This is a genomic window from Bradyrhizobium sp. TM239, from assembly GCF_036247985.1.
In the GTDB taxonomy this organism is placed as follows: Bacteria; Pseudomonadota; Alphaproteobacteria; order Rhizobiales; family Xanthobacteraceae; genus Bradyrhizobium; species Bradyrhizobium ottawaense.
Window position 1 is genome coordinate 642,930 of record NZ_BTIR01000005.1, and the last position, 22,930, is coordinate 665,859.

The 22,930-nt window shown below is 64.1% G+C and carries 21 protein-coding genes; 4 read left to right on the forward strand and 17 right to left on the reverse strand.

Annotation, left to right across the window (positions count from 1 at the left end):
* Positions 1-3 precede the first annotated feature (3 nt).
* The 4 genes from AABA84_RS11780 to AABA84_RS11795 are packed head-to-tail and all read right to left on the reverse strand — an operon-like array spanning position 4 to position 3,508.
* Complete coding sequence (locus tag AABA84_RS11780) at positions 4-825, reverse strand: SDR family oxidoreductase (RefSeq protein ID WP_212250699.1); 822 nt, start codon at positions 823-825, stop codon at positions 4-6.
* Positions 826-838: 13 nt separating this feature from the next.
* Positions 839-1,540: an acylneuraminate cytidylyltransferase family protein gene (locus AABA84_RS11785; protein WP_212250698.1), complete on the reverse strand. Its 702-nt coding sequence runs from the start codon at positions 1,538-1,540 to the stop codon at positions 839-841.
* A gap of 13 nt (positions 1,541-1,553) precedes the next feature.
* Positions 1,554-2,462 carry a Gfo/Idh/MocA family protein gene (locus AABA84_RS11790; RefSeq protein WP_338312130.1) on the reverse strand — a complete coding sequence of 303 codons (909 nt, stop codon included), beginning with the start codon at positions 2,460-2,462 and terminating at the stop codon, positions 1,554-1,556.
* Positions 2,459-3,508, reverse strand: a complete 1,050-nt coding sequence (locus AABA84_RS11795; protein WP_338312131.1) for a nucleotidyltransferase family protein — start codon at positions 3,506-3,508, stop codon at positions 2,459-2,461. The genes AABA84_RS11790 and AABA84_RS11795 overlap by 4 nt, the downstream gene beginning before the upstream one ends.
* 196 nt (positions 3,509-3,704) lie before the next feature.
* On the opposite strand from AABA84_RS11795, the gene AABA84_RS11800 reads away from it, so the two are divergent.
* Positions 3,705-4,316, forward strand: coding sequence for an acetyltransferase (locus tag AABA84_RS11800; RefSeq protein WP_338312132.1), 612 nt, complete (start codon positions 3,705-3,707; stop codon positions 4,314-4,316).
* Here the strand turns inward: AABA84_RS11800 and neuB are convergent.
* The 7 genes from neuB to AABA84_RS11835 all read right to left on the reverse strand — a co-directional run bounded on the left by neuB (position 4,313) and on the right by AABA84_RS11835 (position 13,636).
* Positions 4,313-5,383, reverse strand: coding sequence for an N-acetylneuraminate synthase (gene neuB / locus AABA84_RS11805; RefSeq protein ID WP_338312133.1), 1,071 nt, complete (start codon positions 5,381-5,383; stop codon positions 4,313-4,315). The two genes, AABA84_RS11800 and neuB, sit on opposite strands and share 4 nt — an antisense overlap.
* Positions 5,380-6,558 carry a UDP-N-acetylglucosamine 2-epimerase gene (neuC, locus tag AABA84_RS11810; RefSeq protein ID WP_338312134.1) on the reverse strand — a complete coding sequence of 393 codons (1,179 nt, stop codon included), beginning with the start codon at positions 6,556-6,558 and terminating at the stop codon, positions 5,380-5,382. The genes neuB and neuC overlap by 4 nt, the downstream gene beginning before the upstream one ends.
* Positions 6,551-7,735 carry a LegC family aminotransferase gene (locus AABA84_RS11815; RefSeq protein WP_338312135.1) on the reverse strand — a complete coding sequence of 395 codons (1,185 nt, stop codon included), beginning with the start codon at positions 7,733-7,735 and terminating at the stop codon, positions 6,551-6,553. The genes neuC and AABA84_RS11815 overlap by 8 nt, the downstream gene beginning before the upstream one ends.
* 19 nt (positions 7,736-7,754) lie before the next feature.
* Complete coding sequence (locus tag AABA84_RS11820; protein ID WP_212250690.1) at positions 7,755-8,774, reverse strand: NAD-dependent 4,6-dehydratase LegB; 1,020 nt, start codon at positions 8,772-8,774, stop codon at positions 7,755-7,757.
* Positions 8,775-8,906: 132 nt separating this feature from the next.
* Positions 8,907-10,109, reverse strand: coding sequence for an HAD-IIIA family hydrolase (locus AABA84_RS11825; protein WP_338312136.1), 1,203 nt, complete (start codon positions 10,107-10,109; stop codon positions 8,907-8,909).
* An 83-nt stretch (positions 10,110-10,192) separates the two neighbouring features.
* Entirely contained in the window at positions 10,193-12,700 is a 2,508-nt protein-coding gene (locus AABA84_RS11830; protein WP_338312137.1) for a hypothetical protein, read from the reverse strand.
* Between the two features lie 51 nt (positions 12,701-12,751).
* Complete coding sequence (locus AABA84_RS11835) at positions 12,752-13,636, reverse strand: class I SAM-dependent methyltransferase (RefSeq protein ID WP_212250687.1); 885 nt, start codon at positions 13,634-13,636, stop codon at positions 12,752-12,754.
* Positions 13,637-14,124: 488 nt separating this feature from the next.
* Here AABA84_RS11835 and AABA84_RS11840 point away from each other — a divergent pair, with 488 nt between their 5' ends.
* The 3 genes from AABA84_RS11840 to AABA84_RS11850 all read left to right on the forward strand — a co-directional run bounded on the left by AABA84_RS11840 (position 14,125) and on the right by AABA84_RS11850 (position 17,021).
* Positions 14,125-14,865, forward strand: a complete 741-nt coding sequence (locus tag AABA84_RS11840) for a hypothetical protein (protein WP_212250685.1) — start codon at positions 14,125-14,127, stop codon at positions 14,863-14,865.
* A 91-nt stretch (positions 14,866-14,956) separates the two neighbouring features.
* Positions 14,957-15,799: a hypothetical protein gene (locus AABA84_RS11845; protein WP_338312138.1), complete on the forward strand. Its 843-nt coding sequence runs from the start codon at positions 14,957-14,959 to the stop codon at positions 15,797-15,799.
* Positions 15,800-15,881: 82 nt separating this feature from the next.
* Positions 15,882-17,021 carry a hypothetical protein gene (locus AABA84_RS11850; protein ID WP_338312139.1) on the forward strand — a complete coding sequence of 380 codons (1,140 nt, stop codon included), beginning with the start codon at positions 15,882-15,884 and terminating at the stop codon, positions 17,019-17,021.
* 71 nt (positions 17,022-17,092) lie between these two features.
* Here the strand turns inward: AABA84_RS11850 and AABA84_RS11855 are convergent, their stop codons facing one another.
* From AABA84_RS11855 to AABA84_RS11880, 6 genes are read right to left on the reverse strand one after another with little or no spacing between them, the layout of a single operon-like run.
* Positions 17,093-17,932: an SDR family oxidoreductase gene (locus AABA84_RS11855; RefSeq protein ID WP_338312140.1), complete on the reverse strand. Its 840-nt coding sequence runs from the start codon at positions 17,930-17,932 to the stop codon at positions 17,093-17,095.
* A 13-nt stretch (positions 17,933-17,945) separates the two neighbouring features.
* Entirely contained in the window at positions 17,946-18,707 is a 762-nt protein-coding gene (locus AABA84_RS11860) for an SDR family NAD(P)-dependent oxidoreductase (RefSeq protein ID WP_338312141.1), read from the reverse strand.
* Positions 18,704-19,552: a sugar phosphate isomerase/epimerase family protein gene (locus AABA84_RS11865; RefSeq protein WP_338312142.1), complete on the reverse strand. Its 849-nt coding sequence runs from the start codon at positions 19,550-19,552 to the stop codon at positions 18,704-18,706. The genes AABA84_RS11860 and AABA84_RS11865 overlap by 4 nt, the downstream gene beginning before the upstream one ends.
* Entirely contained in the window at positions 19,549-20,313 is a 765-nt protein-coding gene (locus AABA84_RS11870) for an SDR family oxidoreductase (RefSeq protein WP_212250675.1), read from the reverse strand. Before AABA84_RS11870 ends, AABA84_RS11865 begins: the two co-directional genes overlap by 4 nt.
* The gene (locus AABA84_RS11875; protein ID WP_095425625.1) at positions 20,306-20,995 is read right to left on the reverse strand and encodes an acylneuraminate cytidylyltransferase family protein; all 690 of its coding nucleotides are present in this window, start codon (positions 20,993-20,995) and stop codon (positions 20,306-20,308) included. The genes AABA84_RS11870 and AABA84_RS11875 overlap by 8 nt, the downstream gene beginning before the upstream one ends.
* Entirely contained in the window at positions 20,995-22,914 is a 1,920-nt protein-coding gene (locus AABA84_RS11880; protein ID WP_338312143.1) for an N-acetylneuraminate synthase family protein, read from the reverse strand. The genes AABA84_RS11875 and AABA84_RS11880 overlap by 1 nt, the downstream gene beginning before the upstream one ends.
* Positions 22,915-22,930 lie beyond the last annotated feature (16 nt).

Below are 22,930 nucleotides of genomic sequence, written 5' to 3' on the forward strand. Positions count from 1 at the left end.
TTGCTACCAGGCGCTCAGGCCGCCGTCGACGGCGATGTTCTGGCCAGTCACGTAGGACGCGGCATCCGACACCAGGAACAGCATCGTCCCCACCATCTCGTCGGCGCGAGCCATGCGGCCGAGCGGGATGCGGGCACCATAGCGCGCCTTGAAGGTGTCGTTCTGTCCGCTCTCCACCCCGCCCGGGGTGAGGGTGTTGACGCGAACGCCCTTCGCCGCCCAGTAGGTCGCCAGGTGCTTGGTCAGGCCGATGACGCCGGCTTTGGAGGCGGTGTAGACCGCGGGCGTATTGATGGCGCGGCCGAGATATTCGGAGCCTTCGTAGATGCGCTGGTCGGGCGCCATCAAGCCGTAGATCGAGGCGGTCTGCACGATAGCGCCGTAGCCACGCTCGGCCATTCGGCCGCCGAACACTTGCGCGATGTTGAACATGCCGTCGAGATTGACCGCCATGATCTCCCGCCAGGTGTCCAGCGAAAACTTCTCGACGGGTGCAAAGAAGGCGTCGACATCGCGGGTCTTGCTCGCGGCGTTGTTGAGCAGGATCGAGACCGGTCCGAGGTCCGCTTCGATCGCATCGGCTGCGTTGCGGACGGAACCTGGCTCGGTGATGTCGCAGCCATAGCCTTTGGCGCGCACGGCATGGCGCGAGGCGACGTCGGTTGCCGCAGCATCGGTCGCGGCCTGATCGAGATCGACGATCGCGACATTGGCGCCAAACTCGGCAAGGCCCTCGGCGAAGCGACGTCCGAGGATGCCGCATCCCCCGGTGACGACGGCGGTTCGGCCGGTCAGATCGAACAGAGCCTTGAAGCTCGTGGTCATCGCTTGAGGCTCCTCAGGCCGGCAGTCGTTGGCGCAGTAGCAGTTCCACCAGGGTAAAATCGAGATCGGAATCGATGTCGATCGAGCGTTCTTCCGGCATTTCGAACAGGCGCGTATCGGGATAGAACACCGCAGGCTGCTCCAGGAAGGGCGCGACGCGCCAGACATAGATCGACGCGTTCATGTCGAAGCAGCGCGGCGCATCCTGCCGGCGCGTGATCGGAGGATCGGCGGTTTTGGAGAGGCGGACGCTGCCATCGGTGCGCTGCTCGACCAGGTTGAAATAGGGCGAGCGTCGCGCCGGTGCCCCGGTAATGACATTGCGTGTGCCGCTTTCGCGCAGCAGCGCGACGGCGCCAGTGATGTCGGAGGCCAGGCGGAGCGGCGAGGTGACGTCGAGATCGACGAAGATCTCCGGCGTCCGGCCCGTTTGTGCGATGGCCTGCTCCAGACAGTGACGGATCGCCGGCAGTTTCGGGGCGGTATCGGTCGCCATCTCGTCCGGACGTTTGACCGCGATGTCGGCGCCGGCCTTCAGGGCTGCCTCGAGCAGCGCGTCCGAATCGCTGCTGAACGCGATTGCATCGAACAGGCCGGTCTCGCGCGCCTGCGCGATGCTCCAGGCGAGCAAAGGCCTGCCCAGCAGATCGCGCGCATTCTTGCCGACGACCCCTTTCGAGCCACCCCGCGCGCAGATGGTGCAGAGGGCGCTCATGGCGATATCCAGGTCATGGCGATATCCAGGTCTTGGTGCGCAGAGCACGCTCGCTGGCGTCGATCAGATGCACGACGCCGAGCGCTTCGGGCAGCGAGCAAGCCGGGCTCGCGCCACGCATCGCCGCGCCATGCATGTCGCGATAGCTCTGGTCGCGGTCGCTTGCGATCTCCGTTGCCTTGCCGTTGATCGCAAGGCGGCTGCCGACGAGATCGGCCTCGATGGTGTCGTCGTCGACATTGACGCGAATGCGGCGAATGCCCTGGCGGTCGAGATAGTCCATGTGGACGTGGACCGATGGCGCCCGCTGCATGTCGAGCAGCAGGTCGAGGTGGTCGTCGACGTCGATATCGCGCGCGCCGGACGCGCCGCCGAGGGCCGCGACGCGATGCCACGGACCGAACAGCCACAGGAGGTAGTCCAGTTCGTGACTGAGATCGCGCAGCACGCCGCCTCCGGCATCGACCGTGGCGGATGCGGTCGCGCGATGATCCCGGCCGGGCCTCCAGTCCCTGATGTCCTGGCCGACATAGGCGGCGACCGTGATCACGTCGCGCCCGCGCAGTCTTTCGGCCAGCGCCGTCATCACCGGGTGGAAGCGCAGATTGTAGCCGACGCTGACATGGGCAAACGGATATTTCGGAGGCGGCGTCGGTGTCGCGAACAGCGGCTTTTCGACGAGGACTTTGCCATGGAAGCCGGCTTGCGCGAGCTCTTTCAGATCGTCCGCATGGCGCGCAGTTTCGGTGGCGATCACCACGTAGTCCGGATGCGCCGTCGCGACGGCCTGCGTGATCGATCCGTAGTCGCCGCCTTCGCGGCGGCTGACGGTCGCGACCTCGAGGCCGAGCTCGCGCAGGATGCGCGCATGCCTCGTGCCGATTGAGCCGAGGCCAACCACGACGGCTTTTGTCGAGGTCACGGGAAGACCTCGTGAAACTCTGCATGCGCCTGCTCGAAATCCTCCAGGCGGCCGATATCGAGCCAGTATTCGCGAATGGGATAGACCGCAACCCGCCCCTTGCCGGCGATGACACGCTCCAGCACGGTCGGCATGTCGATGCTGACGCCGGGCGCGACATGGCTGAAGACGGACTGGCCGATCACGTAGATGCCGGCACTGACGAACCAGCTCTCGGTCGGCTTCTCGCGGATGGCATCGAGAAAACCGTCCGACGTGGACACCACGCCATAGGGCACGTGCACCTTGTGCTCGCGCACGGCCATCGTCGCTTCCGCCGGCGTTCCGTTGTGGAAGTTGAGAAGGGCGCCGTAGTTGATCGTGGTGAGGATGTCGCCGTTGGTGACGATCATGGGCAGAGCCGGCGGCGCCCGGAAGAGCCCGAGCGCGCCTGCAGTCCCCAGTCGTTCCGTTTCGTGGACGTACTGGATATTGGCGCCGAAGGCGGCGCCGTCGCCAAAGTAGTCCTTGATCGTCTGGGCCTTGTAGTTGACCGAGATGAAGATGTTGCCAAAACCCTGCTGCACGACGTTGCGGACGATCGTCTCGAGCAGCGGTCGGCCGCCGACATTGAGCATCGGCTTCGGCAGATCGCGTGTCAGCGCGCCCAGGCGCTCGCCTAGCCCGCCCGCCATGATCAGGACAGGGTTCGGATAGTGAGCCGGTTCGAGCAGCTCATCGAGCGTCTCGACCACGACCAGATGGCCGCCCTCGTCGACGAGCGGAAGCTGCTTGATCGACTTCTGCCGCATCAGCTGCAGGCGATCTTCGCGCGGCAGCGTCGCTGGAGCCGACACCGGCGCACGGTTCATGATGTCGGTCGCAAGTCCGGTGAGCGGGATGCCGCGCAGCAGGCCGCGCCTCACGTCACCGTCGGTGACCACGCCGAGCAGGCGGTTCTGGTCGTCGAGCACGAGCGCAATCTGAATGCTTCCGCTCTCGATGGCAGCAATGGCCTCGCCCACGGTCGCCTGCGTTCCAACGACGGCCTTACGCCAGGATTTCATGGCAATCTGCCTCGTATACGCCAGATATTGGGGGCGGCCCACGGCTGAGCCTGCTATATCGCGGCTGCGAGAGGCGGCGTCAACCCCAACGACATCCCCTGAACCGCCCTGTTAACCCAAGCATTTCGCGGCCCGAATCAACGGTTTGAAGACCCGGGGTACCCCCGGTAAGATTGCCCCGCGCAAGGGAATCGGGATGGACGATCTCATCATCATCGGCGGCGGCGAGCATGCCGTCATGGTCTACGAGGCGGCGCTGTTGTCCGGCCAGTTCAAGGTCGTCGGCTTCCTCGATCGCCAGCCCGGCACGCTCGCCGACGTCAGCTATCTCGGAACCGACGAGGCCGCGCCAGAGTATCCGGATGCCGCCTTCGTGTTGGGAATCGGATCGATGCAGGCGGGGCCCGCACGCCGGCAGATGATTGGCCGCATGCAGGTCAAGCGCTGGGCGTCCGTGATCCATCCGCGCGCGATCATCTCGCCGTCAGCCACGATCGGCGCAGGCACGGTCATCATGCCGGGCGCGATCGTCAATGCGCGAAGCCGGATCGGCGATCACTGCATCATCAATTCCGCTGTCGTCGTCGAGCATGACGTGCGGATCGGCGATTGCACGCATCTGTCGCCGGGAACCGTGGTCGGCGGAGGCGCGAAGATCGGAGAGAATTGCTTCGTTGGTCTCGGCAGCCGGGTCAGGGACCACATCGCGATCGGCAACGACACGCTGGTCGCGATGGGATCGGTGGTCACGGGTCCATGCCCGCCAGGGTCCGTCCTTCGCGGCGTTCCGGCAAAGCCGCAAGGTTAAAGCGGATCGTCAGGCTCGAGCGCGCGGGGCGCGGCCGTTCCGACCAGCGACCAGTAGTCGATCGGTGGCCGGCCGGCGCCCGGTCGCTTGGCGGTGATGTCGGCGGGGCCGATGGTCTCGCCGGCCTTCAGCGCGCGCGCCGCAACGATGCTCTTGCGCGCCACAGGGACGTTCCTGATCTCGGAGTCCTTTGGCGTCTTCACGCCGTCGCCAACCGCGCGCTCGACGTTGCGGATGGCCACGACCATGCGCTTGAAATCGTCAGGCTCCAGTGAGGCCGCGTGATCGGGGCCTTGCGCCTTGCGGTCGAGCGTCAGGTGCTTTTCGATGACCGTCGCGCCGAGCGCGACGGCGGCCACCGAAACCTCGAAACCGTCGGTGTGATCGGAATAACCGACCGGAAGCTGGAACGCAGACCGCATCGTCGCCATCGCCGCGAGGTTCACGTCGCCGATGGGGCAGGGATATTCGGTCGTGCAATGGAGCAGGCTCACGTGCTGTGCGAGCGCCGTGCGCGCCGCCGGATCGCGCCACGCCGCGCGGAAGGCGGCGATGCCGGGTTGCCCGCCGGATAGGCCGTAGCCATGGGCGAGCACGCCCAGTGCTTCCTCGATCTCGCCGAGCGTTGCCATGCCGGTCGACAGGATCAGCGTCGCGCCGGCCTTCGCGGCCGCATGCAGCAGCGGGGCATTGGTGAGGTCGCCCGATCCGATCTTGATGCGCGGCAGTTTCAGCGACAGCAGGAAGGCGAGTGAAGCGTCGTCGAACGGCGTCGACAGGAATTCGATGCCGCGTTCCCTGGCGCGTTCGATCAACGTGTGATGCGCGGCCCGCGGCAATTCGAGCCGTTCCAGCATGGCAAGCTGGCTTTCGTCAGCAGCCGTCGTGCGCTGCTGATAGTCGGCCTTCTTTGCCGCGCTGCCCGCCAGCGCCTTCGCATTGAAGGTCTGGAACTTGACGATGTCGGCGCCGGCATCCGCGGCGGCATCGACCAGCGCCAGCGCCGTCTCCAGGCTTCCGTCGTGATTGACGCCGGCTTCTGCGATGATCAGCGTGTGCGTTGTCATGCCTGCGCCCCACCTGGCGGTAGCTCGTAAAAGCCCTTGACCAGAAGCTGCCTGAAATCCGGGATGCCGGCGACGATTTCGGCGAATCGTCGGCTGGATTCGCCGTCGCCGTAAGGATTGACGGTTGCTTGACGGCCGCGCTCGAGCCCCGCTGCGATCGCGGCGGCAATGGCGCCGCGCTTGGGCGCTGCGTGAAATACCGAGGCCGCGCGCTCGCGTCCCTTCTGGCGGTCGCCGATATCGACGGTGGGAACGCCGAAGGAGGGCGCTTCGAGCACGCCGCTCGAGGAATTGCCGATCACCAGATCCACTTGGCTCATCAGGCTGAGATAGCGAAGCTGCCCGAGCGAGGCGACCGCGATCGTGTTCGGCCGGCCGGCCGCGAAAGCCTCGATCCGGGCGTTCAGGGCGCGGCCCTCGGCGTCGGCGTTGGCGAGCGTGAACACGAAGCGAAAGGCGGGATCGAGCGTCGACAGGGCTGCGAACAATTCATCCAGTTCAGCGACCGAGCGCCCGGCTTCGACCGTGACGGGATGAAACGTGACGAGCGCATTGCGTTCTCCGAGCGGCATCCCGATCGCGCCGCCGATGTCGTCGCGATTCATCAGATCGAGATGCTTGATGGCGTCGATGCCGACCGAGCCGATGGTATGGATACGCGAGGGGTGCTCGCCAAGCTGCATCAACCGCTGCGTCGAACCCTGATTGCTGGTGAAATGCAGGTGCGACATCTTGCTGATGGCGTGGCGAATGGACTCGTCGACCGCGCCTTCGGTGACGTCTCCGCCGAACAGATGCGCCATCGGCAGCCGCATGAACATCGCGGCCTGCGCGGCGGCGAACATTTCGAAGCGGTCGCCGAGCACGACGACGAGATCCGGCTGTAGCCTTGTGAAGGTATCGGCGAAGCCGATGACGCCGAGGCCGACCGATTTCGCGACGCCGGCGCCGGTGTCACTGCTCAGCAGCGTCTCGACCCGCTCGTCGACCTCGAACCCCTCGTCGCGGATCGCGTTGAAGGTGTAGCCGAACTCTGGTGCGAAATGCATGCCGGTGGCGACGAGTTGAAGTGCCAGGCCGGGCGTTTCCCGGATCGCGCGCATCGGCCAGACCAGCAGCCCGAAATCGGCGCGGCTGCCGGTGACGAAGCAGATCTTTCGCGCGCCACTATTCATCCCGGGACCTGATGCTGGCGCTACTGGGCAGGTTGATCAGCCGGCGTTCGATGGATTCGGCGGTGGACAGATCGCCGCGGGGGCTTTGCGCGAACATCGGCAGCTTGTGCATCAGGGTCCAGGCCGGGCGGGCGCCGAAGCCGGCGTCGTTGAGCGCGGCAAGGACGTCGTCGCGGCGGCCGGCATTTTCCTCGTCGAGCAGGATCGCGTTCAGCCAGTAATTGCTCGTGGTGTCCTTCGGCTCGCGCGAGAAATGGACGCCAGGAACGTCCGCAAAGGCCCGTTGATAGGAAGCAGCGAGCTTGCGCTTGCTCGCCAGGAAGCCGTCGAGCTGCTCGAGCTGTGCGCAACCGAGCGCCGCGTTCAAGTTCGGGAGGCGATAGTTGAAGCCGATCTCGTCGTGGACGAAGGCCCATTTGTGCGGCAGTTTTGCCGTCGTCGTCAGGTGCTTGGCGCGGCGGCCGAGCTCCTCGTCATCGGTCAGGATGGCACCGCCGCCGCCGGTGGTGACGATCTTGTTGCCGTTGAAGCTGAGTGCTGCAAGGCGTGCCTGCGATCCGACCGCGTGCCCTTTGTAGGTCGATCCCAGCGATTCCGCGGCATCCTCCACCAGCGCGATGCCCCAGTCGCGGGCGATCGCGGCAATCTCGTCGAGCTCGACGGGATGGCCGAAGGTGTGCATCGGCGAGATCGCGGCGATGCGGCGGCCGGTCTCGCGGTTGATGGTGCCGGTCTCAGTCTTCTGTGCGATCGCATCCAGTCGCACCGCGAGCGCGCGCGCGTCCATGCCGAGCGTCTCCAGCGAGCTGTCGACGAAATGCGGCGTCGCGCCGCAATAGGCGATCGCGTTTGTCGTTGCGATGAAGGTCAGGGCTGGTGAGATGACCTCGTCGCCGGGCTCGACACCGGCGAGGATGAAGCAGGCATGCAGCGCGGCTGTGCCATTGACGACGGCGACCGCGCGCTTGGCGCCGGTGACCTCCTCGAGCATGCGCTCGAACCGATCGACGAAGGGGCCGACCGAGGAGACGAAGGTGCTTTTGATGCACTCTTCGAGATAGGCGATCTCGTTACCGGCGAACACCGGTTCGTGCAGGCCGAGGATACCGTTCGGCGTTCCCACCGCGCGCCGCACGGCATCGACGATCGTCTTCTGGTTGAAGCCTGTCCTCGTCACGTGACCGTCCACCATTGCCTCAGACATTGTACACGTCAGCCTTGTAGCGGCTGAGATTTGCAGGATTGGTGAACCAGTTCACCGTCTTGACCATGCCGCGGCGCATGCCCTCGATGCCGCCGAATTCCGGGCTCCAGCCGAGCTGCTGGCGTGCCTTGGAATTGTCGGCCCAGAGCCGCTCGACCTCGCTATTGGCGGGACGCAGACGCGCTTCGTCAGTCTCGATTTCGATCGCCGTCCCCATGACGTCGGCGATCATCTGCGCGGTCGCGCCGACCGAAATCTCGAAACCGCTGCCGAGGTTGATGGTCTGGCCGACGACCTGTTCCGCAGGCGCCGTGAGGCCCGCGATCAGACCGCGCGCGGTGTCGGTGACGAACGAGAAATCGCGCGTCGGGCTGACGGCGCCGAGGCGGATCTTGCGCTTGCCGGTCGCGATCTGGCTGATGACGGTCGGAATCACTGCGCGCGCCGATTGCCGCGGACCAAAGGTGTTGAACGGGCGGATCACCACGACGGGCATGTCGAACGAAGCCTGGAATGACAGCGCCATCTGGTCCGAGGCGATCTTCGAGGCCGAGTAGGGAGACTGCCCGACCAGCGGGTGGCTCTCCTTGATCGGAACCGTCTGCGCCGTGCCGTAGACCTCGCTGGTCGAGGTCTGAACGAAGCGGCGCACCCCGGCCATGCGCGCGGCCTGGAGCACGTTCACGGTGCCGCGCACGTTGGTCTCGACATAGGAGTCGGGCGCGACATAGGAGAACGGGATGGCGATCAGCGCGGCCAGATGCAGCACGTCGGTGCAGCCGCTCGCGGCCGCGATCATGAAATGGGGATCGCGGATGTCGCCGGCGACCACCTCGACGGACTTCATGACGTCGGCCGGTATCGTGTCGAGCCAGCCCCAGGAGTTGAAGGAGTTGTAATACACGATCGCCTTGACGCGGGCGCCGGCCTTGACCAGCTCCTCGACGACGTGCGAGCCGATGAAGCCGTCGCTGCCGGTAACGAGGACGCGGGCGTCCCTCAGATCTGCCATGCCGGACCCCAAAAGGCGATTAAGCCAGTATTCGCAACAAGATGGCGCTATAGCACACTGGCGGTTGCGCGCAACAGAGCAGCGCCTGGGGGCTGCCAAATGCCCGGGGATGCAGCGGTTTTCGTGGCGCGCCTAAGCCTCGCCCGCCGGACTCAGGCGCTGCTTCACGAACGTCTCCAGATTCCCGCCTTCAAACAGGTGACCCGCAACGCCCGCCGCTTGTGCGGCTTCCATGTCGCTTTCCTTGTCCCCGATCACCATGCTGCGTGTCATGTCGATCGGGAAGCGCCTGGCGAGATCGGTGATCATGCCCGGCGCCGGCTTGCGGCGGTCGCTGATGCGGCAGTAGCGCGCGACGGTTCCGTCGGGGTGATCAGGGCAGTATTCGAATGCATCGATATGTGCGCCGACCTCTGCCATCTGGTCCGCCATCCAGCGGTGCAGCGTGACCACGTGATGCTCCTCGTAATAGCCGCGTGCGACGCCGGATTGATTGGTGATGACGAAGGCAAAATAGCCGGCATCGTTGACAGCCTTCACGGCCTCGCATGCCCCCTCGATCCACTCGAGCTTGTGTGTCTCGAACGTGTATCCGGAATCGTGGTTGAGCACACCGTCGCGATCGAAGAACACGGCCGGCCGCCGCAGCTGCTGGCGCAATTCGCGATCGGCGCGCGCGAAATCGTCGGGAATGCCGATGTCGATAAAGTAACCGCGATAGGCCGTGCCACGCAGTGCGCCGGACTTGGCAAGGCCGGGGAATATCTCCTGCTCGAGCGAAGCGGGAAGCGTCGCGATGCCGTCGAGAACGGACTTGTCGATGACGTAGATACCGGCATTGACCGGTCCCGTCGCACCCGCACCCGGGGCGATGAAGTCTCGCACCATGTCACCATCGAGGACGACGCGCCCGTAGCGATCTCCGACGACGCCGTCACGCAATGCCATGTGCACGCGCCCGTCATGTGCGCGGGCGATCAGATCGAGCAGGTTGAAGTCGAACAGGGAATCCCCGTTGAGCAACAGGAAGCGATCGTGCAGCAGATCGCGCGCATGCACGAGCGCGCCGCCGGTGCCGAGCGGCGCGGTCTCGCGCGACACGACGATTCGCGTCCGCCCCCGGACCGCCGCGGCATAGTGCGTCTCAACGATCTCCGCCTTGTGGCCCGCGAGCAGGAGTATTTCATCGAACACGCCAAAGCGCACGAGTTCGTCGATCAGCGTGTCGAGAAACGGCCGTCCGCCGACGTCGAGCATCGGCTTGGGAACCAGCTTCGTGCGCTCACCCAGCCGGGTACCCAGCCCGCCGACGAGGATCGCGGCCTGTCTCAACATGAGGTGCCCTTTTCACAGCATGTTTGGCGGGCCATAGCGCCAATCTGCGACCATGCGAGGATCAATGTCCGGTCCACTTCATATCAGCGCGAGCAGGGAATACGAACGACGGCCGCCTGCCTGTTGGAAAACAGAACTGGAAACGGGCCGGTGCGCAACCCATCGATGATCGCAGGCTCAATCGGCTCGACGGGAGGAAAATAGCTGAGGCGCTGGTCGGCTGCGAGATGTGTCCAGGCGATCGTGCGGGGCGTGATGATCGCGACCAGGTTCCAGGCGTTATCACCCGCTTCCAGGATATTCTGGATCGTGGACTTGGCTTCCTCACCCGAGAGTTCCGGGCTCACCGAGGCGCCTGCGTCGGAAGACGGTTGCGCGGTTTCCGGAAGCGGTGCCGTTACGGTGCGGACGGATCGCATCATCCCGCCCAAAGCATCGGCCCTTCGCATCTGGAAGAAGGTCTCCGAATTGATTGCTCCCACCAGCGGCGCGATCAGGCTGCAAGCGTCTTCAAGCCGTTGACGTCCTTCGGCCGGCTGCAGCATCGTGCGCACCACCGATTTTGTCCGCTTCGCGACAGCTTCGTTCACAGTATCCAGATTGGAGAACAGATAGGCGGCCGGAGCGCCCGTGACCGCCTGGACGATGCCCATCGTATACGGGTCCGAGAGAATGATCCCCTTTCGCAGATTGTCGCGGAGCCAGCGAGCGACTTCAAGATCGTCGGCGTTGTAGTGTGAAACGACTGCAGTACGGTCGGGAAGCGCGCCGTAACTGTAGCTCCTGACAATGCCGGACAGGCCAATCTTGTCGACCGCCACGCCCAATCCCACGACACCCACCAGGCCGTAAACGTAGATCCGTCTCGACCGGGCGAGGGTCGACAGCGCGAGTATCGTGAGCAGCACGATGCCTGCGATTTCCGTCGGTCGCAGGAACGCCTGGTAGCGGGCAAAAGGCAGGTCGGCCCGCCAGGCAAACGCGTAGACCAGAACCACAAGAACGGTTGCAAGCAGTGTGACGGCTGCCGCAACCAGGACCCGTCGATATCGGGAAGGGTTGAAGTCGATCAGCAACTGACAAAAAGTCTCAGCGGCCGTGATCGTAAACAGCGACATTATGATCGTGCTGATACGATACAAGAAGGGGAAGCCCGAGAGCACGGCGAGCATCAGGCCGCAGCCGGCAATCCAGGACCACGCGAGTGTCACGAAGCCTTCGCTTTGAGGTCCGATCGCCCCCGAGGGACCACGGAAGACAGGCCGGGTCATCGACCACCATGCAACGCCCAGTGTGATGCAGATGGTGAAAAGCGGGCCCATCGCCCGGCCGAGCTCGATCGTGGCGACCTGTGGTCCGGAGCCCAGGAACAGCTCTTCGCCGCCCTCGATCCGTCTGCCCAGGATCAGGCCCGTAATCGAGGAGAACGTGTCGTTGGCGCTCATCTGCGGAATGTAGCCGAAGCGCATTCCCGCAACGCAGACGACAATTCCGCCAATGATCAAGGGGAGTGCGAAGGACAAGAATCGCAGGGCCGCGACGCTGGCGGACGGCCAGGCGGAGATCATCCGCACGATGGCAAGATACAGAAGCCAACTGGCCAGGACGGTTGGAACGAACAGGAAGGAGCCGCGATGTGCAAGCAGCAGCGTTGCCGGCCAGATCCAGCCAAGAAAGGCAAGCCCTGCATATTTTCCGGTGTTGCTCAGGCTTCTGACCACGAGTAGTCCGGCCATAAGCAACGCAAGTACGAGTGTGTTGTTGTTGAATGCGAACGCGAGCAAAAGAGTCGCGCCGGCGATAACCGTCAGCAGCAAGACAGATCGCGTCGACAGATCGTGTGCGTCCCGCTCCGAATTGCTCATCAGCACGCCGAGAAACACGACACTGCTGGCGACAGCCAGGCTGCCGTTTGTCATCAAGACGACCGCGTTGCCGGCCGCGGCGAAGAAGAAGGCGATCCATTTTCGCTGAGATGTGGAATAGATGCCCTGCACGAAGGCATAGGACGCCAGCAGGAAGAACAGGATCGAGAAGAAGCGGTAGGTCCAGCTGAATCTCAGAAGATCCAGGCCGAGCGTTCCTGCCAGGGAGCCTGCGAGTGCTGAGCGAAGATCGACATAGGATTGGGCCGCGTAGGGATTGATGACGCCACTGTCGGCGTACTCTTGCGCGGTCTTCATCCAGTGAACATCCGCGCCGATGTCCCCGTAAGGAAAGCTGGAAAATGCGCCGAAGGACCACCACCATGTCAGGAGCGCAATCGGCAGCGCCAGGATGCACCAAGTGGCCACCGCGCCTGTCTCGCCGGAGCTCGGGCGCCAGTTCGGCCATGACCAGGCAAGGCCGAAGCCGGAGAGGGCAAGCATCGCGGCGAACTGAAGCCACATATCGTTTACGAATAGCGAGAGCAGTCCGAGCAGGATGCCCGTTGTGGAGGCGCCAACCGTAAATCCGAGAACGACGAACTGAGCCTTCGTGAGCCGGCACGCCTTGATGAATTTCGTTGACGCAATGGTCAGAATCGAAAAGCCGGTGCCGAGCTGTATCAGGAAGAACAGAAGCGTCAGGACAAATGTGGTCGTCCACATCGGGAGATCTCTACAATGGGCTTCGGCCAAGCAACCGGGAAACGGCGATCTTCACTGTCCTATCGATAGGTCGGCTGGGCGGCCGACGATCAGCGAGCCGAGCGTAAACAAATCCTCTTCGGAGAAGTCTCTGAAGCATGGCGCCAGTCGTTCCAGGATATGCTGCTCCGGCGGCCGGCGGTCAGGTTGGTCGCTGAGCAGTTGAAACCCCGCCTCCCTGAACAGCTGCAGATATTCGCTGTGGCGCAGACGATTGACGTATTGGAAGCGCGACTGGAAGGGTGCCCAATCCTCCTCGGAATATGTCAGGAAGTTGAATGAACTGATGGACGGATCGAAGCCTTTGAAATGGTCGCCATAGTCGATTTGCATGAGGACCAGTCCGTCAGGACGCATGATGCGTCGCAGCTCCTTCAAGATTGCCGCGATGTCGCGCTTGGGAATGTGCTCGAGCGTTTCGACGGAGACTGCGCAGTCGATCGAGGCGGCGGGCAGGCCCGTCGTCCGGGCATCGGCCGGTGCGCGATAGTCGATCCTCCACGAAGGTTCGAGGTCCTCCAGGGAATTTATGCCGGCGTGGTCAGTGCCGCTCAGTCGAGAAACGATGGCGGCGTTGGAGCGGATCAGCTCCAGCTTGGCCAGGCGTTCGATGTCGACTGTGATGAAGCGCCGGGCTCCGTGTGCGCTGAAAGCCAGCGGAACGATCAGGTCGCGTCCGGCGCCGAACTCGAAGCAGGTCGAATCCTGCAGTGGCCGCAGGCTGTACTTCTCGTGAACGGCCAGCAGCCGCTGCGCCAGGGTGTAGATGGATCTGACCTGCTTCTCGGGTCGCGGTAGCCGGCGTGTGACGTAGCGCTGCAGGGCGTAGTGCAGGCCTTCGCCCCAGGGGATATTCGACAGCACCGAGAACGCCCGCGCCTTTGTTTGCCAGCGCACGTCAGCGTTTCCCCGGCGGAACGAACGCCGTGATTGGAGTGATGCTGAGGAGCAGTCGCTGAAGCACGGTGCGGATCCAGGAAAGGCCGATGTTCCGGCCTGTTTTCAGGCGGGTACCCGGTCACGTAGCCGGATTCGGTCATACGGGAGCCGCCGCGGCAATGCAAGGATTCCAGGGCAGGCGGGATCGCGGGGACCTGTACCGGAAGCGGAGCGTCGTCTTGTCTGGTTGCCACGCGTTGTCCGGCTGCCACGCGGCCGCGCAGACTGGCTGCTCTTGAGTACGACGACGGTGCGCGCGCCGTCTCTTTCGAGCCGCTCGATGCGACGCCGTTCCCGGTTGATTCTCCTGTCGGCTCAGCGTAAACAGGCCCTGAAATCGCGTCGACGTTTTAGCATGCGGGCAAGAACATCGCGTATGATTTGTCCAAAGCCGCCGGCCGGTTCGGTCTGTGCCGATCCCTTGCCCTCCCGCCGAGTCTTGTCGAATGCCCGGTGAATTGCTGATTGGCGAGGCCGTCGCAAGGGGCTATCCGCCCGCCGTGCTCTATCTGCGCAACGACGAGACCGTCACGACGGAAGTCTGCGCATTCAACTACTTCTCGGTTTTCATGAAGGATCATCCCGAGGTGGATGCTCATGTCTGGCTCTTCGACGGAGCGGGCAAGCCGGCTGGATATTTCCACAGGGAACTTGGCGTCAACGGACAATTGCAATTGCAGACCTCGGAGCTGTGTCCGCGCGTTTCGGGAACGGTCGCGATGGCACTGGTCCCGAAGCACGAGACCAAGCTTCGTCCCGGACGCAAGGTAACGACCGGCTATTACGCACAATATTTCTCGCAGCACGGTGCGATAACGTTGTCGCACGAGCGCGAACCGGTCGCAGCAGCGCCGTTCCCGACCTCCGCCTGGATGCAATCTTATCTCACGCGATTCCTGAAGGAGTCCGGCGTGGTGCTCGTGAACTCCTGCATGGCGTCCGAGGGCGTCTCGGTGGGGACGGCGCGGCTCATGGCGCTGGACGGCACGGCATTGGGCCAGCGCGAGATACCGGAGATCGCGCCGATGGGCGCCATCCGCATCAGCACGCTGGACCTTTTCCCCGACGCTGAACGGCTGATCGGTGCGGCCGAAGGTTTCGCCCTGGAATTCAAGGGCACCAACATCGCAAGTCCGTTCAGCTATTATGAATTTGCCAACGGCAAGTTCAGCTTGCACCATTTTTAGGGGCTCATCCGTGACACGTTTCTCGTCCAGCCCCTGGAAGCCCTACGAGCCCAGATTCATGTTCCCGACTTTCGCGGGTGTCGAGTCGCGCATGGGTTTTTCGATCCCTGCCTGGTATCGTCCGGTCGACATCAGGTATCTCCGCAGCCTCGTCGCCGGCAGCCTGCGCAAGAATTTTCGCGAAACGGTCAAGGATCTCGTTCCCGAGCTCGCCAGCCTGGTCGCCTCGGGCTTCAGCAAGAAGCTCAGGTTCAAGCTGCACATCCTGTCGCGCGACGGCGAGTACCGGGCGACCTACGAGTTTCCGGAAAACTACGCGCCGGGCGCCTCCGTCGAGATCGAGCTGTCACGCCTTTTCGCCTCGCTCAAGCTGCCACAGCACGATTACCTGGTCATCGCCGTGATGTCGCGCGGACGCATGGACGGCTTCCGTTCCTCGCCTGCCAGCTATTCGATGACCTATGTCGATCAGGACAACGTGGCGATCTACCGCACCGGCGCGTTTGCCCGGCCCTTGAACGAGGGCAGGCTCAAGGCGCATGTCGGGTTCACCGGGATCAATCCGAAGATCATGGCGACCAGCGACATCGTCAGCAGCGTGATGCTGATCAATCATTCCTCCGATCCCGAATATGCTCATGCGGCGCGGCCGACGTCGAAGCTGATCCGCGAGGACGGCGAGCAGATCGAGGGCGATTTCGGCGAGATTCCGCCGCTCGGTGCGCGAGAGGTGTCGGTCGTCGACATGTTCGGCAGTCGCGTGTTCGACTTCCTCAAGCCGTTCGGCGGCCGCGGGACCACAGTTACCACTTGCACCGGAATGACGCTCGCGAGCCTGCACTTGCAGCGCACGAACGACAATCGGCGGACGTTGCTGGGCATCGAGCACTCGCGGCCCGCGCACATGAACCTCGCCGGCATTCTCCAGCATTGATCAGGGAAGTCGAGTGTCGGAGCACGGGGCAATGCTGTCATGGTCCGGCGGTCTTGGCCGCTTGCTGAAGTTTGACGATCACATGAAGACTCCATCCCTCCGCCTGGTGCTGGGGTTCTGGGTCATCTCGAACGTCCTGGTCATCACCTGGTATTGGGTGAATGTGTCCGACCGTTATCTCCCGGGCCTGCTGCGGTACGCCGGAATAGCCTTCTACGTGGCCGTCGCGCTCGTTCCGCTGCTGCTCCTGTTCAAGGTGAGACGGAGCTTCTTCAATCCGGTCGCACTGGGACTGCTCGTCAGTTGCTGCCTTGCGTTGTCCATCACTGCGCACGAAGCCAACCTGCTGCGTGAGCAACTGCAGTTCAGCCTCGATCACGAGCGCGAGTTTGCCCATATGGACGCCGTCGAGGGCGTCATGCGGCCGTTGCTCGCCAAGATTACCGAGGCCTACGTCCAGATATTCGGCGACGATCGCACCCACGGCGGCTCGACGTTCCACACCCACATCATCGCCAACTATTTGTTCGATTCTCTGTCGTTTCTCGCCGTCTTTGCGCTGGCGACGCTGCTTCTTTCGCCGACTGCGACGTGGCTCTGTTTGCTGACTTTTGCGTTCTACACCCAGATCGCGATCTACCCGGGACGCATGGGTCCCGTCTTCATTGCTGGCGGCTTGTTCTGGCAGCTCTTTCTGCTGACGTCGCGGCGATATCCCGCCGCGATCATTTCCGGACTGATCATCAGTTTCGGGCGGACCGATGTCGTGTTCGCTTCGGCGTTCTCGCTGCTGGCCCTGGCGGCTTTCGAGCGGCGATGGCCGACATTGAAGGAGTGGGTCGTGTTCGCCTTGCTGGTCGGCATCTCGCTGGCCGTGCCAAAGACGCTGATCTGGATGCATCCAGGAACGGATTACAGATCATTCCTGGTCACCAATGGCGACTTCAGCAAGCTCGTCGGCAATCTTCTAGCCATGAAGCTCGTGGTGGCGATCGCCAGTCCTGTGATCGCGATCGCGATCGTGAGGACGTTTGCCTTGACCCGGACGATCGCCGTGGTCGGTTCGGCTTGTTTGATCCATGTGGGGCTCGTCTTTTTCATAGCGGATTTCTCCGAGACCAGGCTCATCATACCTGGGCTCGCGGGGCTCGTCTTCGTGGCTAGCGAAGGGCTTGGGAAATTGCTGGAAGGCAAGAGCGAGGCGCAAGCCGGCAGCGGCTGAGGCCGGAGCTGCCCTGGATCACCGCTGAAGGGGCGGCGAGTGCGGTCTCGCCATCCTCATGCTCCGCGTGGCTACCAGACGCTCCGCCCACCATCCATGACGAGATTCTGCCCGGTCATGTAGCTCGAGGCGTCCGAGCAGAGGAACTGCACTGCCGCGCGATATTCGTCGACATCGGCCATCCGCCCCATCGGGATCAAGCGCGTCAGTCGTTCGACGAAGGCCGGGTCCTGGTTGTTGAAGACGCCCCCCGGCGAGATCGCGTTGACGCGCACGCCGTGATCGGCCCAGTAGGTCGCCAGATATTTCGTCAGCCCGATCAAGCCGTGCTTGATCACCGAATAGGTCACGGGCTTCACCGGCTGTTCTTCTTCGCGCGTCACCTGCGGCTGGCGGTAGAGCCGCTGGTCCGGCGCGATCACGCCGAGATCGGAGGCGATGTTAAGGATCACGCCACGGCCCCGTTTGGCCATCTCGCCGCCGAACACCTGCGCGCACAGCATCGCGCCGGTCAGGCCGACGGCAATTTCGGTCTGCCATTGCGGCACCGGAAACGCCTCGAAGCGCGAGGAGTGCATGACGCCCGGGCTCGACGTCACCTTCGGATCGATCGCGGCGTTGTTGACGAGGATGTCGACGGAGATGCCGCGGCCTGCCAGCTGCTCATTGGCGGCGCGCACCGAGTCGAGCGAGGTGACGTTGATCTCGAGCGCGATCAGATCGGCTGAGGGCGTGACCTGCTTCAGCGCCGCGACGGCCGCTTCGGCCTGCGCCAGACCGACGTCCGTGACGACGACGCGCGCACCTGATTCAGCGAGCGCCGCGACATGCTGCTTGCCCAGCAGGCCGCCGGCGCCGGTCACGAGCGCTGTTCGTCCGGTCAGATCGTAGCGGGAGGAGGGGTTTGCCATCGAAGGCTCCTGTTCAGCTTCTGAGCTGGCCGCCGTCCGCCACCATCACGCTACCCGTGATGAAGGCTGCGCGGGGCGAAGCAAGGAAGGTAACGACGTCCGCGATCTCCTCGGGCGTGCCGAGCCGGCGCAATGCCACCTCGCGCTGGAGCATGTCGTCGACCGCCTGCTTGTCTTCCGCGATCTTGCGCGCCCAGGTGCCGTCCGCGCTCAGGATGTTCCCGGGCGCGACCGCATTGATGCGGATGCCTTCCAGCGCCAGCGGTCGTGCGAGACCGCGCACGGTCGCGTTAAGGGCCGCCTTCGCACCGTAGTAGGTCACGGGGGCGCCAAGCGCCGCCATGCCTGCGATCGAGGAGATGCAGACGATGACCCGGTCGCCGCTGCCGCGCGCCATCAGCGGCCGGGCGGCCTCGATCATGTTGGTCGCGGCGAACAGATTGAGATCCATCACCCGCGACCATTCCGTCGCGGTCTCCTTGCCCGGCGGCACGGAGGCGCCGCTGCCGACGTTGCAGATCAGGATATCGAGTCGGCCCCATTGCTTCTCGACGTCCCCGACCAATGCTTTCACAGCGGCGGGGTCAGTGACGTCGGCGACGTGGACGGACGAAATGCCTCCGACGGTCGCGCGCGCGGCGTTGAGCGCATCGGCACCGCGCGCGGCGAGCGCGACTTTTGCCCCTTCTGCCGCGAGCGTCGTCGCGATCGCAAGCCCAATCCCGCGGCTGGCACCGGTGACGAGCGCGACACGATCGGTCAGATCGAGCTTCATCGCACCGCGTCCTCGATCCAGCCGACCGTCATGTCACGATATTTCGCCAGCGCGCCCGCATGGTCGCCGTCGGCCGCGCGTGCGGTTTGCAGGATGTATTGGCCCTTGTAGCCGGAGCGCTCGATCAGCCGGATCGTTTTGGCAAGGTCGGCGTTGCCGGTGCCGAGCGGCACGGTGGTGCCGCCGCGAATGCGGTCCTTGACGTGCACGTTGAGAATGCGCGGCGCGTAGGCGGCGATCTCCTCGTCGCTGTCATAGCCGAGCGAAGCGCTGTTGCCGCTGTCGTAGTTGATGCCGAAAATCTCGGCCGGAAATGCCTCCATGAACCGGGCAAGCTCGCCCGGCGGCAGATCGGATTCGAAGACGATCTTGACGTTTCTTCTTTTCAACTGCTCGGAGCGTGCGAGCAGCACACGCATCAACGTATCGCGCTCGCTCTCGCGCTCGATCTTGCCGTTGTCGACCAGCGGGATCACGACGAATTCGATGCCGACGCGGCTGCAGGCGGCGATCAGGAGATCGAGGTCGGCGACGAGTGCGTCGCGCACGACGGCATCGACCTTCCAGAACGGTGCCTGCATGAAGCAGTCGCCGGTCAGGCTCGGGATGCGCACGCCGTTCTCGCGCGACAGCGCCAGAATCTCCTGCTGCCCCGGCTCTGTCGTCAGCGGGTTCTCGCGCAGCCGTTCCTGGTCGATGGTCCATTCCATCCGCGTCAGGCCGAGCTCTTTCGCGCGCGAAAATTCCTCACGCCATTCGTCCCAGGGGAAGGCCTGGATCTTGCCGTCGACCAGGGCCGAGAGCCTTCCCTGCATGAAGCCGATGCGTTGCAGCGTTGCGGTCACGATTTGCTATCCGAACTGATGGCGAGGCCCTTGGCGATCCAGCCGCCGTCGACGAAGATCTCCTGGCCGGTCACATAGGCGGAGGCTTCCGACGCCAGGAAGACGGCGGCTCCCACCATGTCGACGGGCCGTCCCCAGCGGCCGAGCATGGTGTGGCGGCGCCTCTCTTCGTGCATGACGGGATCGGCAAAGCTCTTTGCGGTCATCTCGGTCGCGACATAGCCCGGCGCAAGCGCGTTGACGCGGATGCCGTCGGGCGCATAGTCGGCGGCGAGCGCGCGCGTCAGCCCGGCAAGACCCGCCTTCGCCGCGACGTAGCCCGGATTGCCGGGAAAGCCGCGAATCGAGTTGATGCTGGTGACGTTGACGATCGCGGCCGAGCCCGCCTTCTTCAAGAGCGGATAGGCGGCAAGGATGGTGGCGTAGACGCCGGTGAGGTCGGTCGCGACCGTGGCGCGGAAGCGGGCGAGCTCGCTTTCGGCGCTCTGTGGGGGCAGGCTGATGCCGGCGGCGTTGACCAATGCGTCGATGCGGCCGCCTTGCGCCGCGATCGTGCGGAACGCGCTTTCGATCGCCTTGTCGTCGGAGAGATCGCAGGCAAGCGCGGCCACACCCTGCGGCGCGGTCCCGGAACGGCTGAGGCCGAACACCGTAGCGCCGGCCTCCTGCAGGCCGGTCGCAATCGCCGCGCCAATGCCGCGCGAGGCGCCGGTCACCACCGCGATCTTGTCCTTGAGCGAGAAGGCGCTGAGGTCAGGCATAGCCGTAACTGCGCATGATGGCGGCACAAAGCTTAACGTCCTCGGGACGGTCGATCTGGAACATCTTGTGACGTTCCATCACGTGAAAGCCGATCTTGCCGCCGAGACGGTTATTCTGCTCGCGCAGGAGGGATGGGATCAGGACGTAGAACGAACCGTTCTCCAAATAGCGCTTCTCGATCTGCTGCCGCATGCGGCGGTTGCGATAGTCGTAGTTGATCGGCTCCGGTCCGTTCGCGCCGATATGCCAGTTGAAATAATCCTCGACCTCGCAAACCGAGAGCAGGCTGTCGAGATGGTCGCGATCGAAGGTCGCAAGCGCGTTCTCGATGTCGCCGGGTTCGCGGATCGGCGATGTCGCCTGGAGCGCGACGATCCGCTCGAACCGTCCCATCCGCGCGTCGGTCGCATCGAGCGCATGCAGCCAGGCGGATTCGGAGGAAGCGAGGTCGCCGGAAATGTCGTCGGGGCGCCGCACGCCCACCGCGCCGGCGGCTTCAGCCGCGGCGAGAATCTGGTCGCTGTCCGAAGACACGGCCACCACGTCGACGCCGCGCGCCGCGCGCGCCTGCTCGACCGTCCAGGCGATCAGCGGCTTGCCGCAGAGATCGAGCAGGTTCTTGTGCGGAATGCCCTTCGAGCCGCCGCGGGCGGCGATCACGGCCAGCGTCTTGCGCGCCATCAGATGTGTCCCTCGAGACGCTCGAGCGCGGTCCAGAAACCTTCGCCCATGTTCTTGTGGCCTTGCCAGATTTCCGGAATGAAGGAAGCGCCCGGCGCGTGCTTGCGCAGCACCTGTCCGATGTCGTCGAAATCGATCTCGCCTTCGCCGATCTGAAGACCCTCGCCGTCGAGCCCCTTGGCGTCGCCGAAATGCAGATGCGCGGTGTGCGGCCCGAGCTGGGCGAGGCCTTGCGCGAAGTCGAAGCCGAAATGATTGGCGGCGAGTTTCGTGTGCGAGATGTCGACGCACATGCGCAAGTGATGCTTGGCGCAGAATGCGGCGGACTCGTCCGGGAAGATGAAGATGTTCTGGTGGCGCTGGCCGCCGAAATGCCAGGGGAACGGCGCCATGGTTTGCGGCGTCAGCTCGACGCCGTCCATGTCGAGCTCGGTCAAGCTCTGCGCGAAGATGCGGTAGCGCTCGGCCTTCTGCTCCGGCGGCAGCGGCTCGTCCATGGTGAAGCCGCCGATATTGGCGACGATGGGCGGGCGCTTGGTCTTGGGGAAGTACTTCTTCAAGCCGCGGGTAATGTCGATCACCGCCTGGGTCTGCTCCAGCGAATAGCGCCGCAGCGCCTCGTCAGGCGTCGCCAGGTCCATCAGCTTGGAGCCGGCAAACAGCTCCGGCGCATGCACGACGAAGCCGAGATCATATGTGCCGGACAGATAGGCCGCGGGATCGCGCTCCATGTCGCTGTAGCTGAGATGGAATTCGATGATGTCGGGCTGGCAGATCTCCAGGAAGCGCTCGGCGTCGTGATAGCGCACCGGCACGCCCCAGGGGCGGTCGAAGCGGTAGCGCCTTGCTTTTGCGGCGCCTTCATCGAGATCGCTCTGGAAGAAATAGTCGTCGGCCGCCATCGTCCGCGTCAGCTTGCGGCCGAGCAGCGCCGGCATCTTCAGTGGCGAGAGGCCCTGTCCCGGGCTCTTCACGGCGATGTCGGCTTCGGAGATCACGGTGCCGGCCGAAAGGTCGCGCGCGGCCACCAGGCTCTTCGCGAGGTTTTCGCGGTTGATCAGCTCGCCCTGGCTCAGCGCACGCTCGGCCCGTTTTTCGCCGCGCGCTGCCTCCACTTCGCGGATGCCCGAGACCAGCGACTTGAATTCCTCCGGCTCGAGGCTTGCGGCGTGGTCCGGGCCTTCCATCTCCCGGTCGAGCGTGATGTGGCGTTCGATCACGACGGCGCCGAGCGCGACAGCCGCCGTCGAAACGGCGATGCCGCGCTCGTGGCCCGAATAGCCGACGACCGGATGGATTTCGCGCAACGTCTCCATGAAACGCAGATGGATATTGTGGAGCGCAGCCGGATAGGTGCTCTGGCAGTGCAGAAGCACGTAAGCCGCATCGCGCGCGTTGAGGAATTTCGCCGCGGCCTTGATCTCGTCCGAGGTGCTCATGCCGGTCGAGACGATCAGCGTCTTGCCGGTGGCGGCGAGGCGCGCGAGCAGCGGCAAATTGGTGAGGTCGGCCGAGGCAACCTTGTAGGCCTGCACGCCGAAACCTTCGAGCACGGCGACGCTGTTCGCGTCCCAGGGCGTGCAGAGATACTGGATGCCCTTCGCCGCACAATACTCGGCGATCTTCTTCTGCTGCGCCGTCGGAAGCTCGAAGCGGCGCAACAGATCGAGCGTGTATTCGACTGCGAGGTCGTCGTCCTTTCCGGACAGGCTCGACGCACGATAGACCTCGTCGAGCTTGCGCATCTGGAATTTGGCGCAATCGGCACCGGCCGCGACGGCGGCATCGACCAGCGCAATGGCGCGGTCGAAGTCGCCATTGTGGTTGTTGCCGATCTCGGCAATGACGTAGCAGGGCTCGCCATCGCCCAGAAGACGGTTGCCGATGCGGACCGGAGCAGGCTGTTTGGGCGATGTCATCAACATTCTCGTCTCA